The sequence below is a fragment of the Rhodococcus sp. 27YEA15 genome (genome assembly GCF_049739425.1).
Lineage (GTDB): Bacteria > Actinomycetota > Actinomycetes > Mycobacteriales > Mycobacteriaceae > Rhodococcus_F.
Genome location: NZ_JBMHHW010000001.1, coordinates 4,283,098 through 4,303,339 on the forward strand (window position 1 = coordinate 4,283,098; position 20,242 = coordinate 4,303,339).

Consider the following 20,242-nt stretch of genomic DNA (forward strand, 5'->3'; position numbering starts at 1 on the left):
AGTCGGGACATGGTCTTCACGATCGAGTCGGTTTCCAAACAATACGGTAGTGGCGCAAAGGTACTGAACGCACTCGATTCGGTGTCGTTGACCATCGACGACGGTGAGATCTTCGGAATCATCGGCAAGAGCGGGGCCGGGAAATCGACGCTGCTTCGCTGCCTGAATCTTCTGGAGCGTCCCACCAGTGGACGAATCCTGTTGGGCGAGACCGATCTGACACAGCTGAGCCCGGCCGAACTCCGGGACGCCCGTAAGCGGATCGGCGTCGTCTTCCAACATTTCAACCTGCTGCATTCACGAACAGTTGCCGGCAACATCGCTTTCCCGTTGGAAGTAGCCGGATACTCACGCGCCGATCGGCAAGCCCGTGTGGACGAGTTGATCCAACTCGTCGGCCTGAACGAACGCCGAGGCGCGTTCCCGTCTCAACTTTCGGGCGGACAGAAACAACGGGTCGGTATCGCCCGAGCACTTGCTGCCTCACCGGACGTTCTGCTGTGCGACGAGGCCACCAGTGCACTCGACTCCGACACCACCGAGTCGATTCTCGACCTTCTGGCCGATCTGAACCGCCGACTCGGCGTGACGATCGTTCTGATCACACACGAACTCCACGTGGTTCGCCGGATCTGTCATCGGGCGGCTCTGATCGAGCAGGGCCGGATCGTGGATGCCGGCGCGCTCACCGACCTGGTGGCCGACCCCGATTCCAGGTTGGGCGAGGCCATCCTCCCCACTGGCACGGCACGCGCGAAACCCGCCGGAGTGTCCGCGCTGCTCACCTTCGTGGATTCGCTCTCCACAGCTCCGGTGATTTCCCAACTGTCCCGCGATCTCGACGTCGACGTCACGGTGATCTCCGGCGGAATCGAAGCTATCGGAGAACATCAGGTAGGCCGCCTCCGAGTCGAGTTCAGCGCCCTCGATGCCACGAAGACGGACAGCCAAACGAGAGGCGTTGTCGAAGAGTATCTTTCGCAACGCGGGGTAAAGGTGACATTCTCGTGAACAAGATCTCCTGGCAAGATTCCCTGGGCGAGGCGTGGCAGGCTCTACTCGAAACGCTGTACATGGTGGGCGTGTCCTTCGTGCTCACGGTGATAGTCGGCATCGTCATCGGCGTCGTCCTGCACGTGAGTGCATCCGACGGCATCCGGCCAAACCGCATTCTCAACGCAGTTCTGGGCACCGTCGTGAACATCGGACGGTCTCTGCCGTTCGTCATCTTGTTGGTTCTTCTCATTCCGACGACACGCGCCATTGTCGGCACTGCGCTGGGGTCCACGGCGGCCATCGTTCCGTTGACGGTCGGCGCAGTTCCGTTCTTTGCGCGGGTAGTGGAAAATGCGCTGCGCGAAGTCGATTCGGGCCGGATCGACGCAGCGCGGTCGATGGGTGCCGCCGACCGCCATATCATCGTCAAAGTCCTTCTACCGGAGTCGGTTCCCGGTCTGGTGGCCGGAGCGACCCTGACCGCGGTGATGTTGATCGGATACTCGGCGATGGCCGGTGCGATCGGCGCAGGCGGCCTGGGCGACTTCGCCCTCAAATACGGCTATCAACGTTTCAACACACCGGTACTGCTCGTTGCGGTGGTGATCCTGATAGTGGTCGTCCAGGTAATCCAGTCGATCGGCGACCTGATCGTGCGCTCGCTGGCACACCGTCGCTGACCGGAACGTCCACTCCCGGCAGGCCACGGTAAACAACGTGCAAAGGCGGTCGGATTATGCCAAAGTCGGTAGATGTGAGCCATGACGACCAGATTTTGTTCCGTACCGCGACCGACAGCGACTGGGATGCGCTCAAACTGCTGATTTCCACCGGATTCGGGTTCCACCCGTCCGAGAACGACGCCACGATGATGCGGGCACTGCACAGTCCCGAGAACATCGTCGTGGCCACCGACGGCGGAGTACCGGTAGCGATGGCCGTAGGTTTCGACATGGAGTTCACCGTTCCCGGCGGCCACCAGGTACCCACTCGCGGCATCACCTGGGTGTCTGTCGCTCCTACCCACCGACGTCGAGGCATTCTGCGCTCGATGTTCGAGAAGCTACACGAGACGATTACCGCGTCCGGCGCACCGCTCGCCGCGTTGACCGCCAGCGATGCCGGAATCTACGGAAGGTTCGGCTACGGACCTGCGACCGTCGAGGAGCAGATCACCTTCGACCGTCGCTTCGCCCGCTTCCAAGCCGATGTTCCCGATCCGGGCGGTGTGTCGATCGTCGACGCGCGGACCGCTGCCGCCACCCTGCCCGACATCTACGACCGATGGCGCCTGCTCACTCCCGGCGCGCAGCAGCGTCCGACAGCGCATTGGGATCGCACCTTCGCAGAGTCCGCCGACGACAAGAACGGTGGTTCGGCACTGTTCTTTCTCACTCATGCGGACGGCTACGTCGCCTATCGACACAACTACGACGGCTCCGAGAATGTGGTCAAGGTCAGCCAGTTCGTGGCCATCACACCACAGGCCTACGCGGCCTTGTGGCGCGCGCTGATCGGCCTCGACCTCGTGACGCGTATCGAGGTCAACCAGCACCCCGATGATCCACTCCGACTGCTGCTGACCGACTATCGGTCGGTCCGCACGAAAAGTCGGACAGATCACCTTTGGCTTCGAATCATGGATGTGCCCGCCGCACTGCAGGCCCGGGACTACGCCGCCGACCTGGACACAGTGATCGAGATCGACGATCCCTACCTCGACGCCGGTGGAACGTTCCGGCTCCGAGTGCGGGACGGCCGGGCAACATGTACCCCGACGGACGCGTCGCCACAGGTCACGATGGCTTCGGACGTTCTGTCAGCCTTGTATCTGGGGACTCATCGCGCGCGCACTTTCGCATCGGCCCACCGTCTTCGAGCGACGGATTCCCGGGCGGTCGACGCAGTCGATGCGGCCTTCTCGGTGGATCGCCCAGCTGTACTCGGATACGGATTCTGAGGCGCCACCCGCGCAGCAGTTGTGCACAGGGGCATCGGTCGGGTTAGCCTCGACCAATGGCGTTTGTCGGAAAACTGGTGGCCAGGCTGCCCGAGAAAATACTCGTGCGGGTCCTTCCCCATGCCGAAATGCTCAAATTCCTGGTGGTCGGCGGCATAGCGTTCGTCGTCACCACCGTCCTGTTCTTCGGCATCAAGTGGACGGTGCTGCCTCAGCATCCGGTGACGGCGAACATCCTCGCCGTGCTGATCGCAACCGTGCTGTCCTACGTTCTCAATCGAGAATGGTCCTTCGCGCAGCGCGGCGGCAGGCAGCGCCATCACGAGGCAGCCCTGTTCTTCATCGTCGCCGGCATCGGCTTGGCCATCAACCAGGTACCGCTGTGGATTTCGAGTTACGTATTCCACCTGCGTCAACCCAACGTCTCACTCCTGATGGAGAATTTCGCCGACTTCATCAGTGGATCCATCATCGGAACACTCCTGGCCACAGCTTTCCGCTGGTGGGCGATGCGCCGTTACGTGTTCCCCGAACCAGTGGTCACCGAGTCACTACCCACACCCGCGGTGTCCGATTCCAAGTCCGCACCGCGCGACTGATACGGCAGGAACAGATCACAGCGGTGCTTGAACGCTGGACGCAGACTTGCCTGTGGTAGCGAATCATCAACAGAGTGAACAGATTTCACATTCAGTCTGGGTCCTTCTCATCAGCCGAGTCTCCCCGCCCCGAGAGGGCTCGTTTCCTATGGGGCTGGTCGGAAAGGGCACGTACCGGTTAGAGTCACTTCCGTGAAGGGAACCGACGCATATGCGACTGGCCCGCTGCTGACGCGGCGACGCCATGTCGATTTTGCGCATGTCTGTACATCCGGGTGTCCGATCTTCTGATCGGACCCACTTCCGTGGGCGCCGCTCGCGGGAGGTAACCGTATGTATACCCAGATCAGGGGCTATTTCCGCTGTGACCACCGCATCCGTTTCACACCTGACCTCCGTCGTGACCGCCAACGCCGACGCGATCGGCAAGGACCCAAGCAAGGCTCACGTCGTATTCAAGGCATCAGCCCAGGCGCACGACGCCGTAGCCAGCACCGTCACGCTCGGTAAATACAGTGTCGAGGTCGACGAGCCGCCGGCGCTCGGTGGCGAGAACACCGCAGCCAATCCGGTCGAGTACTACCTCGCCTCGCTGCTCTCCTGCCAGGTTGTCACCTACCGCGTATGGGCCGACAAGCTCGGTATCAAGCTCGACGACATCTCCGCGCGCGCCGAGGGCGATCTCGACGTCCAAGGTTTCTTCGGCTTCGACGATTCCGTTCGCCCGGGATTCTCCGAGGTTCGGGTTGTCGTCACACTGACCGGCCCCGAATCCCGTGAGCGGTATCTCGAACTGCAGGAAACCGTCGATGCGCACTGCCCCGTACTCGATCTCACTCGTAACCCGGTTCCCGTACATACAGTCGTCGAAACTGCCTGACCCAGCACCACCCACCTTCACCACGGAGTAGGAATTCATGAGCGAGAACACCCCCGTCGAAACGGATCCGACCGCGAACTGGTCGTTCGAAACCAAGCAGGTTCACGCGGGACAGTCTCCCGACAGCGCGACCAATGCCCGCGCACTGCCGATCTACCAGACCACCAGCTACGTCTTCGACAACACCGATCACGCCGCTGCGCTCTTCGGGTTGGCCGAGCCCGGCAACATCTACACCCGCATCATGAACCCCACCCAGGATGCCGTCGAGCAGCGCATCGCCGCCCTCGAAGGCGGTGTCGCGGCTCTCCTGGTCGCTTCCGGTCAGGCGGCGGAAACGTTTGCCATCCTCAACATCGCCGAGGCAGGAGACCACATCGTCTCGAGCCCTCGCCTCTACGGTGGCACCTACAATCTCTTCCACTACACCCTCCCCAAGCTGGGAATCACCGTCGACTTCGTCGAGGACCCGGACAACCTCGACCACTGGCGCGCTGCGATCAAGCCGAACACCAAGGCGTTTTTCGGTGAGACGATCTCCAACCCGAAGAACGACATCTTCGACATCCCGGGAGTCAGCGGCGTTGCGCACGAGCACGGCATCCCGCTGATCGTCGACAACACCGTCGCCACCCCGTACCTGATCCAGCCCCTGAAGCACGGCGCCGACATTGTCGTGCACTCCGCTACCAAGTACCTCGGCGGACACGGCACAGCTATCGCCGGTGTGATCGTCGACGGCGGCACCTTCGACTGGACCCAAGGCCGCCACACCAACTTCACCACCCCCGACGCCAGTTACCACGGCGTCACGTTCGCCGACCTCGGTGCGCCCGCCTACGCCCTCAAGGCTCGCGTCCAGCTCCTGCGTGACCTCGGCTCGGCGATCGCACCGTTCAACGCATTCCTCATCGCACAGGGCATCGAGACATTGAGCTTGCGCGTCGAGCGCCACGTGTCGAACGCCAAGAAGGTCGCCGAGTACCTCGAGGGCCGTGACGACGTCACCTCCGTCGCGTACGCCGGACTTCCGTCGTCCCCGTGGTACGAGCGCGGACAGAAGTTGGCACCCAAGGGTGCCGGCGCGATCATCGCGTTCGAGCTCGCGGGCGGCATCGATGCGGGCAAGAAGTTCGTCAACGCATTGACCTTGCACAGCCATGTCGCCAACATCGGCGACGTTCGCTCGCTCGTCATCCACCCGGCGTCGACGACGCACTCTCAGCTCACTCCCGAGGAGCAGCTCGCCGCAGGCGTCACCCCCGGCCTGGTCCGGCTCGCCGTCGGGATCGAGGGTATCGACGACATTCTCGCCGACCTCGACACGGGTTTCGCTGCCGCATCCTCGTAACCCGAGACATACAAACGTGCTCGACCCCGACTTCCGTCGGGGTCGAGCACGTTTGTATGTCCGCCTGGTGTCGATCCGAAGATCCTCGGCCCTAGCACCGAGAGATTGCTTACGTTGAAAGTTCGGGGTACCGAACTCTACAGTTCTTCTATTCGAATCGAATGGGTCGGTTCCGGGATCCAGGGAGTCCGATGAGTACGCCCACTCAGCAGTCGCCCACGCGGCGTCGACTTCCTTCGGGTAGATCGCTGGCACTGCTCGGCCCGGCGTTCGTCGCTGCCATCGCCTACGTCGACCCCGGAAACGTCGCCGCCAATCTGACCGCGGGCGCAAAATACGGATACCTGCTGATCTGGGTTCTCGTCCTGGCCAATGCCATGGCGGTACTGGTGCAATACCTCAGCGCGAAACTGGGATTGGTCTCGGGCAAGTCATTACCCGAGATGCTCGGTTTGCGCCTGAAGAAGAACAACCGGCGCGCGTTCTGGTTACAGGCCGAGGCCATGGCCATCGCCACCGACCTCGCCGAAGTGATCGGCGGTGCGATCGCCCTGAACCTGCTCTTCCACATCCCCCTCTTCCTCGGCGGACTCGTCACCGGATGTGTGTCGATGGTGATCCTGTCCGTTCAGAACCGCCGCGGACAGCGCACGTTCGAGTTCGTCGTGATGGGGCTGCTCGCGATCATCACCATCGGGTTCCTCGCCGGCCTCGCCTTCACTCACATCGACGGTGGTGAAGCCGCCTCCGGACTGGTCCCCAGCTTCGACGGCACCGAAACCGTGCTCCTCGCCGCCAGCATGCTCGGGGCGACAGTCATGCCGCACGCCATCTACCTGCACTCCGCACTCGCCCGCGACCGGCACGGCCACATCGAACCGGGACCGCGCCTGCAACGCCTACTGAAGATCACCCGCGTCGATGTCGTGATCGCGCTGGTCATAGCCGGCGGGGTGAACATCGGCATGCTGCTCCTCGCTACATCCGCGCTGCGCGGTGTCCCCGGAACGGACACCATCGAAGGAGCGCACGCGGCCATCGAGAATTCCATCGGCCCCGGTGTGGCCATCGTGTTCGCTGTCGGCCTGCTGGCATCGGGACTCGCTTCGACGTCCGTGGGATGTGCGGCCGGCGCCGAGATCATGCACGGATTGCTCGCCGTGCGGATTCCCGTGCTCCTTCGACGGATCGTGACCCTCATTCCGGCATTGATCGTGCTGGGAATGGGCGTCGATCCTACGCTCGCTCTGGTACTCAGTCAGGTGGTTCTGAGTCTGTGCATACCGTTCGCGATCATCCCACTGGTGCGGATGACCTCGGACGTCGCACTCATGGGAACCTCACGCAATACCCCGTTGACCACCGTCGCGGCCTGGGTCTCGGCCGGCCTGATCGTGGCATTGAACGGTGCACTGTTGTGGTTGACCATCACCGGTACCGGCTGAGCTGCTCACACCGAGAAGAGTTCCGCAGCGTTGTCGTGCAGAACCGAACGTAACCATTTGTCGCCCAGGTCCAATCGCGTCACCGATCGCAACGCCGTCAGATACGAGTACGGAATGTTCGGGAAATCGCTGCCGAACAAGATGCGGTCCTCGAGATCGAGCAGACGAGGTTTCGCATCCGACGGAAACGGTGCCTGTTCCTCGGTGAACTCGGTGAACGCCATCGTCGTGTCGAGTCGGACCTTCTCGTACTTCTCCGCCAGGACCAGAAACGGAAGGTACTCGGGCATTCCCATGTGCGCGATGATCAGCGGAAGTCGCGGATAGCGATCCAACAGTTTTCCGATCCGATCCGGACCGGTGTACTGCCCGGGAGCGGGCCCCGATCCGCAGTGGATCACGATCGGAATCTGCGCGTCCTGTAGCAGGCCCCACACCTCGTCGAGCAGCGGATCACCCGGGTCGTAGTTGCCGACCTGGATGTGCGACTTGAAGATTCGCGCTCCCGATTGGACGGCAGCACCTACGTAGCGCGGCGCCGATTCCTCGGGATAGAAGGTTGCCGTGTGCAGACAGTCCGGCGTTTGAGCGGCAAATTCGACGGCCCACTGATTGAGCCACTCGGCCATCGCGTTCTTGTGCGGGTAGATCATGGAGGTGAAGGCACGAACACCGAATTCACGCAGGCGCAGTACACGCTCTTCCTCTGCCAGTCGGTACGCGATGGGCCATGGCCGACCGATCATCGGGCCCGCCGAGTCGAAGTACGCCCATACCTTGTCCATGACACTTTTGGGCATGAAATGGGTGTGGATATCGATCAACCCCGACAACCCCAGGGACTGCTGGAACGCCCTGACCGCCACGATCTCCTGTGGTCCGGTACTCGAAACCTCGTCGGTGCACACCTGACGCACTCCTTCCGTTCGCTCGACCATACCGACCGCCTTAGCGCTCGCTACAGCAGGCGACGGGGAGAGCTCAGAACAGAGTGAACAGACCCTCGGGTTCCTCGGACGAGCTGCGCCGACCGCCGTACTCCGCGCTCACCGCTGTTACTCTGCCCTTGACGGCCGTGCCTGCACCCGTGTGCGGCGGGACCGTCGACACCGTCAGCGGGACCGATGCGATGATGCCTGCCACGATGGCGCGGGCGGCCTCACCGGCCAACTTGTCGGCCATCTCGTTGTAGTGGTTTCCGACGTGCCCTCTGACCCAGCGGAACCGAACCGGTCCGACGCGATCGGTGATCGCACGATCGATACTCTGAACCAGCTCGAGATTCTTGACGGCACTACCGTTCGCGGTCTTCCATCCCTTGCGCTTCCAACTTGCAAGCCATTCGGACGCGCATTTGATGGCGTACTGCGAATCGGACTCGATGAGCAGTGGATCAGATCCCGGGTGCGCCGCTACTGCTTCGAAGAGCGCGCGCAGCTCGGCCGTCTGATTGGTTCCGGATGCTTCACCACCTGAACAGCTCGGACCCTCGTGATTGACCCACGCCCAGCCCACAGCCCCACCGGGGTTACGCAGACAGGATCCGTCGGTGCTCACGATGATCATTGCTCGGACAATACGTTGCGCCACCGACAAAGAGCTGAACACCCGGCGACAGTCGCCTATACGCTGTCCTGGATGACGCAGTTGACCGACGCCGTCGAAGTTGTCGTTACTTCGGACCGGCCCCTCGACGCCGCGCTGACGCTCAGTCCGCATCAGCGTGGACCCGCCGACCCCACCCACCGTCGCACCGCGGACGGCGCGATCTGGCGAGTATCCCGACCAGCATCCGGACCGGCGACCTACCGCATCACCCAAGCCGATCGGCACACGGTTCGAGTACAGGCGTGGGGGTCGGGCGCGGCCGAGTTCCTCGAGGGCGTCGACGCCCTCCTCGGCACCGACGACGACGCCGACGACTTCACACCGGAACATCCGAAGCTGGTGGAGGCGCATCGACGGTTCCCACACCTGCGCCTCGGCCGCACCAACCGAGTGATGGAGGCTCTGATCCCGGCGATCCTCGAACAGCGAGTGCACGGGAAAGACGCATTTGCGGCCTGGCGAAGGCTGTTGACCATTTTCGGTGAACGCCCACCAGGTCCCGCGCCGGAGGGGATGCGTGTTCCGTTGACCGCGGACCAGTGGCGGCGGATGCCGTCGTGGGAATTTCACCTGGCCAACGTGGACCCGGCGAGGGCCAAGACGATCGTTCGATGCGCCCAAGTGGCCGACCGGCTGGAACAGGCGTCGGCCTTCACCCGGGCAGCGGCCTCGGCGCGCCTGAGAGCAGTTCCCGGCGTTGGCATCTGGACTGCGGCAGAGGTCTCACAACGCGCGTTCGGAGACGCGGATGCGCTGTCGGTGGGCGACTATCACCTCGCTGCCGTCGTCGGCTGGTCATTGCTCGGCGAACCGATCGACGATGCGCGCATGGTGGACTACCTTGCACCCTTGAGCCCGCACAGGTACCGCGCCGTACGGTTGTTGCAGGTCAGTGGGCAGGCGGTCAAGCCGAAGTTCGGGCCACGGACAGCGGTGGCAGATCATCGGTGGCACTGATGTACCGAGAAACTGACGGACCGAGAAACTGATGTACCGAGAGACTGATCGTGACGCCGACATACGAACAGAGGGTGGAGATCCTGACCGACCCTTACGCCCCCCGTAGAGAATCCCGCATCGACCGATAGTTCTATCCGGGCGATCGCACGATCGCCCGTTCGACTGTCCCCGGAGGATCGCAGATGGCCCAGTACACCGCCCCGTTGTCAGGTCTGCGCATCATCGAGATCTCGAGCTTCGTCGCCGCGCCACTGTGCGGACTGACACTTGCCCAACTCGGCGCCGAAGTCATCCGTATCGATCCGATCGGCGGAGCCGCCGACTGCAATCGGTTGCCCGTCACCGACAACGGCGACAGCATCTACTGGTCCGGTCTCAATCGCGGAAAACACTCGATGTCAGTGGATATGCACTCCCGACAGGGCCGGGATCTGATCCGCCGGATCGTCACCACGCCGGGATCGGGCAACGGCATCCTGGTCACCAATGCCGGCGGCCGGAACTGGTGCAGTCACGAATCCCTCGCCCAACTCCGCAGCGATGTCATCACATTGGAAATACTCGGCCGCCGCGATGGCACCCCTGCAGTCGACTACACCGTCAATGCCGCGCTGGGATTTCCATTCATCACCGGACCCGAGAATCATTCCGGTGTCGTCAACCACACCTTGCCCGCCTGGGACGTCGCGTGCGGCCTGCACGCGGCGCTGTCCGTCACTGCGGCCGTCCGCCATCGAGATATCACCGGCCACGGCAGCGCGATCACTCTCCCTCTCGAAGACGTCGCACTGGCAACCGCCGGAACCCTCGGATATCTCACCGAGGTGCAAATCAACGGACGCAGTCGCGAAGCCTGCGGCAATGCCGTCTACGGGATATATGGAATCGACTTCGTCTCCGCTGACGACGAACGGTTCATGATCGTCGCACTCACCACCCGTCACTTCCGTGACCTCACATCGGTAACCGGCACCACCACCGCTGTCGAAGCGGTCGAAACTGCCCTGGGAGCAGACTTCTCGGCCGAATCAGATCGATACCGTCACCGAGAAGTCCTCACCGCTCTGTTCACCCGCTGGTTCCGCGAGCACAGCAGTACCGACATCGTCGCGGCACTGAAGAACACCTCCGTGCTGTTCGAAAGATACCGCAGCTTCGCCGATGTAGCGGCATCCGACGCTCTGACTGCGAATCCGATGTTCACACCGCTCGATCAACCGAGAATCGGTACGTACCTGGCCGCTGCCAACCCCGCCGCGTTCGACGGCATACATCTCGGCACCGGGCCGGCGTCTCCAGTCGGTGGCGATACCGTTGCCGTTCTCCGCGACCTTCTCGGGTCCACCGACCAGCAGACCGCTGCACTGATCGAGAGCGGAACGATCGCGATTGCACCGAACTGAGTCACCTCGGTCTACTCACCGGTACAGGCATTGTGTTACGAGCCCGACCGGCACACCGACAGCGATTTCAGAGGCCGAGATCCTTGGCGATGATGGTCTTCATGACTTCACTGGTGCCACCGTAGATTCTCGTGACACGCGCATCCGCATAGAGTCGCGCGATGGGATACTCGGTGACATATCCGTATCCACCGTGAAGTTGCAGGCATTTGTCGATCACCCGCCCCGCCGTCTCGGTGCAGAACAGCTTCGCTTTCGCAGCGTCGGGAATTGTCAACGTACCGCGGTCGTGGCATTCCAGGGCATTGTCGACGACCAACTGGATGGCATCGACATCGGTAGCGCACTCCGCCAGAACGAATTTGGTGTTCTGGAACGCCGCAACGGGCTTGCCGAACACCTTACGGTCCTTGACGTAGTCGAGGGCGAAACGAAGGGCGGCAGCCGCAGTGGCAGCGGCACCGAACGCAATGGTCAATCTCTCCTGCGCCAGATTGTGTGTGAGATAACTGAACCCGTCGCCCTCCGCACCGAGCAGATCCTCCACCGGTACTCGCACATCGGTAAACGAGAGTTCTGCCGTGTCGGATGTCTTGAGACCGATCTTGGCGATCTTGCGTCCGACCTCGAAACCGGGTGACGACGTGTCGACGACGAGAATCGACAATCCGGTTCGCCGGTTCTCTGCCGAACTCGGCGACGTCCGGCACACCAGGAGTACGCGATCGGCCAACGCGCCGCCGGTGATGAACGTCTTGGCTCCGTTGACCACGTAATGGGTGCCGTCGTCGGACAACTTCGCCGTGGTCGCGATACTCGCCAAATCCGATCCGGCTCCCGGTTCGGTCATCGCAATCGCGAACATCAGATCACCTGATGCGAAACCGGGTAACCAACGATCCTTCTGTTCGTCGTTCGCATACTCGAGCAGGTACGGCAGGATGAGATTGGTGTGTACCGACTGCGATCCGAACGACGCACCAGCAGCAGCGATTTCCTCTGCGACGACGGCGTTGAACTTGAGAGATTTCTCGCCGCCGCCACCGTACTGCTCCGGCACCTGGATGCCGAGGACTCCCAATTCCCCCAGTCGACGGTAGAAGTCACGGGGAGGATGCCCATCCACTTCCCACTTCTCGTGTACCGGAGTCACTTCTTTTGCGATGAAATCTCGTAGCATTACTCGAAATGTTTGGTGATCGTCGTTGAACACGTTGCGTTGCATACGAACTCCAGTCAATTGGTGACGGCGCGGCCACTGATCCTGTCGCCGGCAAAGACACAGCACACTGCCTTCAGTCTGCCGTGGTGGCGGCACTCGGGTCCAACACTTGTCGGCTATGTGTCGGATAGGACGAACCAATATCACCGATCGGCTCCCATCAGTGACTGCCGCTCTTGCGACCGAAGGTCTGATTACCTGGTGTTCCGATGGTGCCACGATCCTGCGGGGGGGTGATCGCGTCCCCGACAGCCGTTCATCTACACAGTCATTCACGGAGAAGCATTGCCGGATCGTGGTTACTCGTGATCCACTCGACGTGCTCCGTACCGAGATCGAACAGCAGGAGAGACACATGCGAGATGCCGTCGTCGTCGATGCCGTGCGTACCCCGATCGGACGGCGCGGCCGAGGCTTGGCCGATATTCATCCGGCCGAACTCACCGCTCACGTCCTGCGAGCGCTCGCCGAACGGACCGGCCTCGAACCGTCAACCGTCGACGACGTGATGTGGGGATGCGTCGGACAGGTCGGCGAACAGGCCGGAAACATCGCGCGGACGGCGATACTGGCCGCCGGTTGGCCGCAGAGCATTCCGGGGGTAACGCTCACCCGGGCCTGCGGCTCGAGCCAACAGACGATTGCTTTCGCCGCTGCCACGGTGATCTCGGGCCAGAACGAGGTGGTTGTAGCCGGAGGCGTCGAGTCGATGTCGCGAGTACCGATGGGATCGGCTGCCAAGCACGGCGAGCACTTCCCTCCTTCTGTTCTGGACCGCTTCGGCGTCAGCGGATTCAGCCAGGGTGTCGGTGCCGAAATGGTGGCCGAGAAGTGGGCACTGTCACGAACTGAACTGGACGAATACTCGCTCCGGTCACATGATCTGGCGGCAACTGCAACAGACAGCGGTGCCTTCACCTCTCAGATCGCCCCGATTGCCGAACTGTCCCAGGACGAGGGCATCCGGCGCGGTGGGACGTTGGAGTCGATGTCGACGCTACCGGCGGTCTTCGATCCCGACGGCGTCATCCACGCCGGCAATTCGTCGCAAATTTCCGACGGGTCGGGTGCCACACTGGTAACCACCAGCGAGTATGCACGAGCTCACGGCTGGCAACCCCTCGTCCGTATCCACACGGCGGTAGTGGCAGCCGACGATCCGGTCATCATGCTCACCGGCCCGATCGCTGCCACCGCAAAGGCATTGAGCAGGTCCGGTTTGCGCATCGACGATATCGGCGCTTTCGAGATCAACGAGGCATTCGCACCGGTACCACTTGCCTGGCAGAGGGAAACCGGTGCCGACATCGCGCGCGTGAATCCACTCGGCGGAGCCATCGCCGTCGGCCACCCACTCGGCGGCTCCGGCGCAATTCTGTCTACCCGACTAGCGCATCACATGCACGACAACAACATTCGCTACGGTCTTCAGTCCATGTGCGAAGCTGGTGGTATGGCCAATGCCACCATTTTCGAACTGATCTGATCTCGAACCTCGTTCATCTCGATTCGACTACCCCCAGAGAGAAGTATCGACTCGTGAAACTCGACGGAAAATCCATCGCGGTCACCGGCGGCGCATCAGGTCTCGGGTTGGCCACTGCTCGGCGGCTACTCGATGCCGGAGCGCACGTCACCTTGATCGATCTCCCGTCGTCCGAAGGCAAACAGGTCGCAGATGATCTGGGCGCAGCAGCTCGATTCGCCGAAGCCGACATCACCGACAGCGAGCAGTTCTCCCGTGCGCTCGACAGTGCACACGAGCGTGGTGGATTGCGTGCTCTCGTTCACTGCGCAGGAGCCGGGCGCCGCATGCGAATCCTCGACAAGGACGGTAAAGCCGGGTCTGTCGAAGATTTCGAGTTCGTCGTGAAACTCAATCTCGTCGGTTCTTTCAACGCACTTCGTCTGGGCGCCGAGCGGATGGCCGAACTCGTCGCGGTGGACGGTGAGCGAGGCGCCGTCGTCATGACAGCGTCAGTAGCTGCCTTCGAAGGTCAGATCGGGCAGATCAACTACACCGCATCCAAAGCAGGCATCGTGGGAATGACGGTCACTGCGGCCCGCGATCTGGCAAGCCGTGGTATCCGTGTCAACACCATCGCTCCCGGCGTCATGGACACGCCTCTCCTGGCCCGCTTGCGCGCAGACGTACGCACGTCGCTGGAAGCGTCGGTCCCCAATCCTTCGCGGCTCGGTCGCCCCGACGAATTCGGGCAACTGGCAGTGTCGGTTCTGGAGAACGGCTACCTCAACGGTGAAACCGTCCGACTCGACGGCGCCATCAGAATGGCCCCCCGATAGCAGCGACGACCCGAAAAACCCGCTGCCTCACCATGTACCTGCGTCGAACACGGTTGCCACCGTCAGTGGCTGGACAGGTGTTCGTCGACCAGATCCACGAATGCCCGTCCGACCGGCGAGAGCGTCGCCGGGTCGAAGGCGACACCGTATTTGCGCACCAGCCTCGGCTCGCACGAGCGCTCGACGATCTCGGCACTCTTCGCCCGCGCCACCGATCGCTCGACCAACGATCCCCCCACTCCGGCGACCACCATTGCCAGGCGCGATTCTCGCTGGTCGGTGACTACCGCGGTCTCCGTTCTCGTACCGGCTTTTCGAATCGAGTCCTCGATTGCATCTCCCATTGCCGCGCCGCGTGGGACGAAGATCATCGGGATGTCCGGCATGGTCGAAAGGTGCACCGGACCGGGCGGCAGATCGGTTCCGGCGGGATACACCAGACAGTATTCCTGCTCGCCGAGCTCGACGATCTCGACCTCCTCTCCGGCCGCGAGCGGAAGATGGGCGATCACGAACTCGCACTGTCCGTCGCGAATGAGGTTCTCCACGTTGTCCTCGCGCTCGAGTTCCGAAAAGCTGACTCGTGCTTGGGGATATCGTCGACAGAACTCCTCGATCAGATCGACCACCACCCCCAGGGTGAGCGCAGGAAAGGCCATGATGTGGAGACGGCCGACAACCGCACCGTCGGAGGCCGTCAACTGCTCCGCCGCTGCGGCTACATCACGTAGAACCTGTCGACTCGGTCCCACGAGACTGCGCCCGGCTGCGCTGAGAACCATGCCGCGCCCGATCCGGTGAAACAGCCGCACCCCCAGCTCTCGCTCCAACCCGCGCAGCGCTTGCGAGACCGTGGGTTGAGCAACGCCGAGAGCCGCTGCTGCGCCGCTGATTCCGTTGTTCTCGACCACCGCGAGAAAATACTCCATCTGACGGAAGTCCACCGTTCAGCCCTTGCCCGTGGACTGCGTGGCGGCGGCCATGTCCACCGCCGTCGCGATGAAAGCCGCTGCCGCGGGTGACTGTTCGCCGCGCCGGTGTACCACTGCGACGCAGCGAGCGAGGGGTGGATCGAAGGAGAATATCTGCATGTCGGAAATCTGCTGTTGTGCGACCTTTCTCGGTAGTATTGTCGCTCCGATTCCGCGACGCACCAATTCCCACGTCGTCACCTCGTGCGCACAATCGACGACGACATTCTCAGAGCCCGCGCAGAGTAGACCTCGAACCCAGCTGGATTGGTCGCCCAGATCGATCACCAGTGGCAGGGTACGAAGCAGCACCCGCGGCACCGGATCGGTCAACGGTTGTTCGAGACGATCGGACATCGACGAATGCGTGGCAAGAACCAATTCCTGAGTGACGATCGGAGCGGCGACCAAACCTTCGTAGCCGACACTCAGATCGGTGACTCCCACTTCCGCGGACCCGTAACGCAAGGCGGTTTCCACCCCGGACGGGCCGAAGGTGTCGATAACTCGCACGACGACCTTCGGGAAATCCGTGCGGAATCGCCGCACCAGTTCGACGATCGGATCGATCGAGAATGCCGAGTACGTCGCAATATCCACACGGCCGAATTCGAGGTCACGAACTGCAGCGACCTTCGCCCTGGCACGGTCGACGTCAGCGAGAATTCGCCTGGCTGCCAGATCGAAATCCCGGCCTGCATCGGTGAGTACCAGTCCTCGACCGGTCCGGTCGAACAAAGTAGCTCCCAACCGGCGTTCGAGTGTCCGAATTGCTTGCGAAAGGGATGGTTGCGAAATGTAGAGAGCACGAGCGGCCTTCGTTACCCCACCGTGGTCCACCACAGCGACGAAGTAGGTGACGAAATGCAGGTCCACGCGCTCATCATACGGTTGGCAATCGGTCTCTGACCCCACTGGAGACAAGCGGTGAGGGGCAGTGCACTCGCGCGGATGCCCGGACTCCACCACGTTGTTCGTCCTCATTCTCGGACAAAGCGGGCTACAGGTCAGTTGTACGACCGCAGTAACCCCTTGGCGATGATCTGCTTCTGGATATCGCTGGTCCCTTCGCCGATCAGAAGGAACGGGGCTTCGCGCATCAACCGTTCGATCTCGTACTCCGTCGAATATCCGTATCCACCGTGAATACGGAAGCTGTCCTGAGTGACCTCCGAGCAGAACTCGCTCGCCAGGTATTTCGCCATACCCGCAGCTACGTCGTTACGTTCCCCCGAGTCTTTGAGTTTCGCGGCATTGACCATCATCAGATGAGCCGCTTCGACCTTGGTACCCATCTCGGCAATCCGGAACGCGATCGCCTGATGCTCGGCAATCGGCTTGCCGAACGTCTCACGCTGCTTGGCGTAGGTGAGGGCCAACTCGAACGCGCGCTGGGCTATTCCGCACGCACGGGCGGCCACATTGACCCGCCCGACCTCGACGCCGTCCATCATGTGCCGAAATCCCAGCCCCGGGGACCCGCCGAGCACCTCGTCGGCACCTAGTTCGAATCCGTCGAAGATCATTTCCGTGGTGTCGATTCCCTTGTAACCCATCTTCCCGAGCTTGCCCGGAATGGTCAGACCTGGAAGTACTGTACCGAAACCTGCGGGCTTCTCGATCAATACGGTCGTCAAGTTGTCGTGTGGTCGCTGCGCGCCTTCGTCCGTCTTGATCAGAACCGCCACCAACGTCGACGAACCACCGTTGGTCAACCACATCTTCTGGCCGTTGATCACGTAGTCACCGGATTCGGTACGACTGCCCCTGGTACTGATCGCGGCAACATCGGAACCCAGTGCAGGTTCCGACATCGAGAATGCGCCCGTGAGTTCTCCGGACGCGAGCCGCGGTAGGTACTTCGCCTTCTGGTCCGGTGTGCCGTGGGCAGAAATCATATGGGCCACGATGAAATGCGTGTTGATCACTCCGGACACACTCATCCAACCCCGAGCCAACTCTTCGACGCACAACGCGTACGTCAGCACAGACTCGCCGATCCCCCCGTATTCGGGATCGATGGTCAGCCCGAACAGGCCCATCTCCTTCATCTGCGCGACGATGTCGGTCGGGTACGTGTCCGCGTGTTCGAGCCCCTGTGCTGCGGGAATGATCACGCGATCGGCGAATTCCCGCACCGCGCGGACAATGTCGGTCTGGGTTTCGGTCAGTCCTGCCGTCTGCGCCAAACGAGTCACTGTTTCACCTGTCAGTCGGTCCTCATGCGATCGTGTCGATGAAAACAACTCGAAATCAAGAACTTTCGCATTTTCCACGATTGTGTCGAGCAGTGATCGCACGTTCATTCAATCGCCGAAGGCTCGACGTGTCAAAGTTGATCTCGTTCAGGGGCCTGGTGGTGGAAACTATATCCGCCGCTTTCGTTGCGACGCGCAGATAGAACAACTCCGGCACTGCCACTGTCGTCACGGCGGCGATCGATGCCGAACGACTCTACTTACGACGTCCGCGAAACCGGCCCGCCGGCGAAGTACATCGTCACCGGACAAGGGACGGCCACAGCGTTCGAGAGCTCACACCGACGTAGGCCTATCCGATCGTTCCGTCGCGGCGCAGGTCCGCGATCTGGTCGTCGGTGCGCCCTAACTCCACCATTAGCGAGTCCGTCTGCATACCGAGCGCCGGGACATCACCCATGCGCATTTCGACGTCCGAGTACGTCATCGGCGGCAACACGGCATCGATCGGACCAACTTCGGTGCCTACCGATCTCCATCGAGCCCGCTCATTCAGTTGTGGGTGTTCCACAAGACCTGCCATGTCGTTGAGTGCCGCAGCGGGGACACCGGCGGCGGCAAGTCGTTCATCCAGCTCTGCCGTCGAGTACCGACGCGTCAGAGAACCCACCACTTCGTCCACCTCCGCACGGTTGTCGACGCGCGCGATGTTGTTTCGGTAGCGCGGATGGTCCGCCAGGTCTTCGCGCTCGAATACATCGATCATCAGCGCGCGCCACCCCCGATCGTTCTGGACGCCGATGAGGATCTCCCCGTCGGCAGTGGGATACGAATCGTACGGAACGATCGCCGCATGGCCGAGGCCGATTCGCGGAATCTGCTTGTTCGCATACATTTTCATGTACATCGGATGGCCGAGCCACTCGGCGGTGGCATCGAACATCGAGACCGCGACCAGCGCCCCGTTTCCTGTCCGTTCCCGGCGGAAGAGGGCGCTGAGAACCGACGTCAACGCGTACATTCCAGCGGCGAGGTCCGAGACCGGGACACCGGTCTTGGTCGCGGTCTCGGGTGTACCCGTCACAGAGATCATCCCGGTCTCGGCCTGCACCAGCATGTCGTAGGCCTTGCGCGCACGACGCGGGCCGTTACTACCGTATCCGGACATGTCGATCACGACCAGACGCGGGAATTCCGCATGCAGTTCTGCTGCACCCAATCCCAGGCGCTCGGCCGCGTCAGGGGCCAGGTTTTGCACGAAGACATCCGCCCGAGCAATGAGATCGAGAACTATCTGACGTCCGGACTCCGACTTCACATCCACGGCGATCGATTCCTTGGACCGGTTGAGCCACACGAAATGTGACGCTTGCCCGCGCACTGCATCATCGTAGTGACGAGCGAAATCGCCCTCTCCGACTCGTTCTATCTTGATCACCCGTGCACCCATATCCGCTAGATGCCTGGTTGCGAGCGGAGCCGCCACGGCCTGTTCGAGGGCAACAACGGTAATGCCGTCGAGCGGTAGATCCGGGTTCGACTGTCCCATGTCATTGCCCATCTCTGCATTCACAGAATCGAACACGACCGCTCACAGGTGGCGGCCACCGGTGATCTCGAGAACCGTGCCCGTCATGTAACTCGACAGGTCACTTGCCAGGAACAACACGACCGACGCCACCTCCGACGGCTCACCGGCTCGTCCCATCGGTATCTCGGCGAGCTTCTCGTCCCAGATATGTTGCGGCATGGACTCGGTCATCGCCGTGCGAACCAGTCCCGGCTGAACAGCGTTGACACGAACGTTCTTGAACGCGACCTCTTTCGCCGCAGCCTTCGTCAACCCGACGATCCCTGCCTTAGCCGCCGAGTAATTCGTCTGTCCGAGCATGCCTACTTTTCCGGAGATCGACGAAATATTGACAATGGCGCCGGTCTCCCGCTCACGCATGCGGGCCGCAGCAGCGCGGGTACCGTTCCAGGCCCCCTTGAGATGCACGGCAATCACGTCGTCGAAATCCTGCTCGGTCATCTTCCGCATCGTGGCATCGCGTGTCATCCCGGCGTTGTTGACCATCACGTCGAGTGGACCGAAGTCATTTTCAGCCAGATCGAGCATTGCTTCCACCTGCTGTGAATCCCGCACGTCACAGGAAACGAACCGGGCGACCGACTGGCCACCGAGTTCATCGACCGCAGCCGTTCCGACTCTTTCGTTGATGTCACCGATGACGACGGTTGCGCCTTCGTCGATGAAGGCGCGCGCGATCTCGAGTCCGATCCCTTGCGCTCCACCGGTCACCACTGCGACCTTGCCATCCAACAATCGCATGTCCACTCCGTTC

19 protein-coding genes are annotated in these 20,242 nt (G+C 61.9%); 11 read left to right on the top strand and 8 right to left on the bottom strand.

Features of this window, described 5'->3' with window-relative positions; genetic code table 11:
• The first annotated feature begins 9 nt into the window (after positions 1 to 9).
• The 7 genes from ABH922_RS20000 to ABH922_RS20030 all read left to right on the top strand — a co-directional run bounded on the left by ABH922_RS20000 (position 10) and on the right by ABH922_RS20030 (position 7,231).
• Positions 10 to 1,011 carry a methionine ABC transporter ATP-binding protein gene (locus ABH922_RS20000; protein WP_424808569.1) on the top strand — a complete coding sequence of 334 codons (1,002 nt, stop codon included), beginning with the start codon at positions 10 to 12 and terminating at the stop codon, positions 1,009 to 1,011.
• A complete protein-coding gene (locus ABH922_RS20005; protein ID WP_424808570.1) occupies positions 1,008 to 1,676 on the top strand; it encodes a methionine ABC transporter permease in 669 nt (222 codons plus the stop codon). Before ABH922_RS20000 ends, ABH922_RS20005 begins: the two co-directional genes overlap by 4 nt.
• 74 nt (positions 1,677 to 1,750) lie before the next feature.
• Positions 1,751 to 2,956 carry an enhanced intracellular survival protein Eis gene (locus ABH922_RS20010; RefSeq protein WP_424808571.1) on the top strand — a complete coding sequence of 402 codons (1,206 nt, stop codon included), beginning with the start codon at positions 1,751 to 1,753 and terminating at the stop codon, positions 2,954 to 2,956.
• Between the two features lie 56 nt (positions 2,957 to 3,012).
• Entirely contained in the window at positions 3,013 to 3,555 is a 543-nt protein-coding gene (locus ABH922_RS20015) for a GtrA family protein (protein ID WP_424808572.1), read from the top strand.
• Between the two features lie 364 nt (positions 3,556 to 3,919).
• Entirely contained in the window at positions 3,920 to 4,435 is a 516-nt protein-coding gene (locus ABH922_RS20020; protein ID WP_424808573.1) for an OsmC family protein, read from the top strand.
• A gap of 37 nt (positions 4,436 to 4,472) precedes the next feature.
• Positions 4,473 to 5,786, top strand: coding sequence for a bifunctional o-acetylhomoserine/o-acetylserine sulfhydrylase (locus ABH922_RS20025; RefSeq protein ID WP_424808574.1), 1,314 nt, complete (start codon positions 4,473 to 4,475; stop codon positions 5,784 to 5,786).
• Positions 5,787 to 5,977: 191 nt separating this feature from the next.
• Positions 5,978 to 7,231 carry an Nramp family divalent metal transporter gene (locus ABH922_RS20030; RefSeq protein WP_424808575.1) on the top strand — a complete coding sequence of 418 codons (1,254 nt, stop codon included), beginning with the start codon at positions 5,978 to 5,980 and terminating at the stop codon, positions 7,229 to 7,231.
• Between the two features lie 5 nt (positions 7,232 to 7,236).
• On the opposite strand, the gene ABH922_RS20035 is transcribed toward ABH922_RS20030, so the two are convergent.
• Positions 7,237 to 8,169, bottom strand: a complete 933-nt coding sequence (locus ABH922_RS20035) for an amidohydrolase family protein (protein ID WP_424808576.1) — start codon at positions 8,167 to 8,169, stop codon at positions 7,237 to 7,239.
• Positions 8,170 to 8,212: 43 nt separating this feature from the next.
• Positions 8,213 to 8,797 carry a ribonuclease H family protein gene (locus ABH922_RS20040; protein WP_424808577.1) on the bottom strand — a complete coding sequence of 195 codons (585 nt, stop codon included), beginning with the start codon at positions 8,795 to 8,797 and terminating at the stop codon, positions 8,213 to 8,215.
• Positions 8,798 to 8,869: 72 nt separating this feature from the next.
• On the opposite strand from ABH922_RS20040, the gene ABH922_RS20045 reads away from it, so the two are divergent.
• On the top strand, positions 8,870 to 9,796 hold the full coding sequence (locus ABH922_RS20045) for a DNA-3-methyladenine glycosylase family protein (RefSeq protein WP_424808578.1): 927 nt from the start codon (positions 8,870 to 8,872) through the stop codon (positions 9,794 to 9,796).
• Between the two features lie 185 nt (positions 9,797 to 9,981).
• Complete coding sequence (locus tag ABH922_RS20050) at positions 9,982 to 11,202, top strand: CoA transferase (RefSeq protein WP_424808579.1); 1,221 nt, start codon at positions 9,982 to 9,984, stop codon at positions 11,200 to 11,202.
• Positions 11,203 to 11,269: 67 nt separating this feature from the next.
• Here the strand turns inward: ABH922_RS20050 and ABH922_RS20055 are convergent, their stop codons facing one another.
• A complete protein-coding gene (locus ABH922_RS20055; protein WP_424808580.1) occupies positions 11,270 to 12,427 on the bottom strand; it encodes an acyl-CoA dehydrogenase family protein in 1,158 nt (385 codons plus the stop codon).
• A 352-nt stretch (positions 12,428 to 12,779) separates the two neighbouring features.
• Here ABH922_RS20055 and ABH922_RS20060 point away from each other — a divergent pair, with 352 nt between their 5' ends.
• On the top strand, positions 12,780 to 13,910 hold the full coding sequence (locus tag ABH922_RS20060; RefSeq protein ID WP_424808581.1) for a thiolase family protein: 1,131 nt from the start codon (positions 12,780 to 12,782) through the stop codon (positions 13,908 to 13,910).
• A 53-nt stretch (positions 13,911 to 13,963) separates the two neighbouring features.
• Positions 13,964 to 14,728, top strand: a complete 765-nt coding sequence (locus ABH922_RS20065) for an SDR family NAD(P)-dependent oxidoreductase (RefSeq protein WP_424808582.1) — start codon at positions 13,964 to 13,966, stop codon at positions 14,726 to 14,728.
• 62 nt (positions 14,729 to 14,790) lie between these two features.
• Here ABH922_RS20065 and ABH922_RS20070 read toward each other — a convergent pair whose 3' ends face one another.
• The 5 genes from ABH922_RS20070 to fabG all read right to left on the bottom strand — a co-directional run bounded on the left by ABH922_RS20070 (position 14,791) and on the right by fabG (position 20,229).
• Positions 14,791 to 15,672: a LysR family transcriptional regulator gene (locus tag ABH922_RS20070; RefSeq protein ID WP_424808583.1), complete on the bottom strand. Its 882-nt coding sequence runs from the start codon at positions 15,670 to 15,672 to the stop codon at positions 14,791 to 14,793.
• A gap of 3 nt (positions 15,673 to 15,675) precedes the next feature.
• A complete protein-coding gene (locus ABH922_RS20075; RefSeq protein ID WP_424808584.1) occupies positions 15,676 to 16,575 on the bottom strand; it encodes a LysR family transcriptional regulator in 900 nt (299 codons plus the stop codon).
• A gap of 131 nt (positions 16,576 to 16,706) precedes the next feature.
• Positions 16,707 to 17,897, bottom strand: coding sequence for an acyl-CoA dehydrogenase family protein (locus ABH922_RS20080; RefSeq protein WP_424808585.1), 1,191 nt, complete (start codon positions 17,895 to 17,897; stop codon positions 16,707 to 16,709).
• Positions 17,898 to 18,249: 352 nt separating this feature from the next.
• Positions 18,250 to 19,446, bottom strand: coding sequence for a CaiB/BaiF CoA transferase family protein (locus tag ABH922_RS20085; RefSeq protein ID WP_424809736.1), 1,197 nt, complete (start codon positions 19,444 to 19,446; stop codon positions 18,250 to 18,252).
• 42 nt (positions 19,447 to 19,488) lie between these two features.
• On the bottom strand, positions 19,489 to 20,229 hold the full coding sequence (gene fabG / locus ABH922_RS20090; protein ID WP_424808586.1) for a 3-oxoacyl-ACP reductase FabG: 741 nt from the start codon (positions 20,227 to 20,229) through the stop codon (positions 19,489 to 19,491).
• Positions 20,230 to 20,242 lie beyond the last annotated feature (13 nt).

Excerpts from the sequence above, each read along its gene's own strand:
- ABH922_RS20045 (WP_424808578.1), top strand. The coding sequence starts at position 8,870 with ATGACGCAGTTGACCGACGCCGTCGAAGTTGTCGTTACTTCGGACCGG.
- ABH922_RS20040 (WP_424808577.1), bottom strand. The coding sequence starts at position 8,797 with ATGATCATCGTGAGCACCGACGGATCCTGTCTGCGTAACCCCGGTGGG.
- ABH922_RS20060 (WP_424808581.1), top strand. The coding sequence starts at position 12,780 with ATGCGAGATGCCGTCGTCGTCGATGCCGTGCGTACCCCGATCGGACGG.
- ABH922_RS20000 (WP_424808569.1), top strand. The coding sequence starts at position 10 with ATGGTCTTCACGATCGAGTCGGTTTCCAAACAATACGGTAGTGGCGCA.
- ABH922_RS20025 (WP_424808574.1), top strand. The coding sequence starts at position 4,473 with ATGAGCGAGAACACCCCCGTCGAAACGGATCCGACCGCGAACTGGTCG.
- ABH922_RS20050 (WP_424808579.1), top strand. The coding sequence starts at position 9,982 with ATGGCCCAGTACACCGCCCCGTTGTCAGGTCTGCGCATCATCGAGATC.
- ABH922_RS20085 (WP_424809736.1), bottom strand. The coding sequence starts at position 19,446 with ATGGGACAGTCGAACCCGGATCTACCGCTCGACGGCATTACCGTTGTT.
- ABH922_RS20035 (WP_424808576.1), bottom strand. The coding sequence starts at position 8,169 with ATGGTCGAGCGAACGGAAGGAGTGCGTCAGGTGTGCACCGACGAGGTT.
- fabG (WP_424808586.1), bottom strand. The coding sequence starts at position 20,229 with ATGCGATTGTTGGATGGCAAGGTCGCAGTGGTGACCGGTGGAGCGCAA.
- ABH922_RS20030 (WP_424808575.1), top strand. The coding sequence starts at position 5,978 with ATGAGTACGCCCACTCAGCAGTCGCCCACGCGGCGTCGACTTCCTTCG.
- ABH922_RS20015 (WP_424808572.1), top strand. The coding sequence starts at position 3,013 with ATGGCGTTTGTCGGAAAACTGGTGGCCAGGCTGCCCGAGAAAATACTC.
- ABH922_RS20055 (WP_424808580.1), bottom strand. The coding sequence starts at position 12,427 with ATGCAACGCAACGTGTTCAACGACGATCACCAAACATTTCGAGTAATG.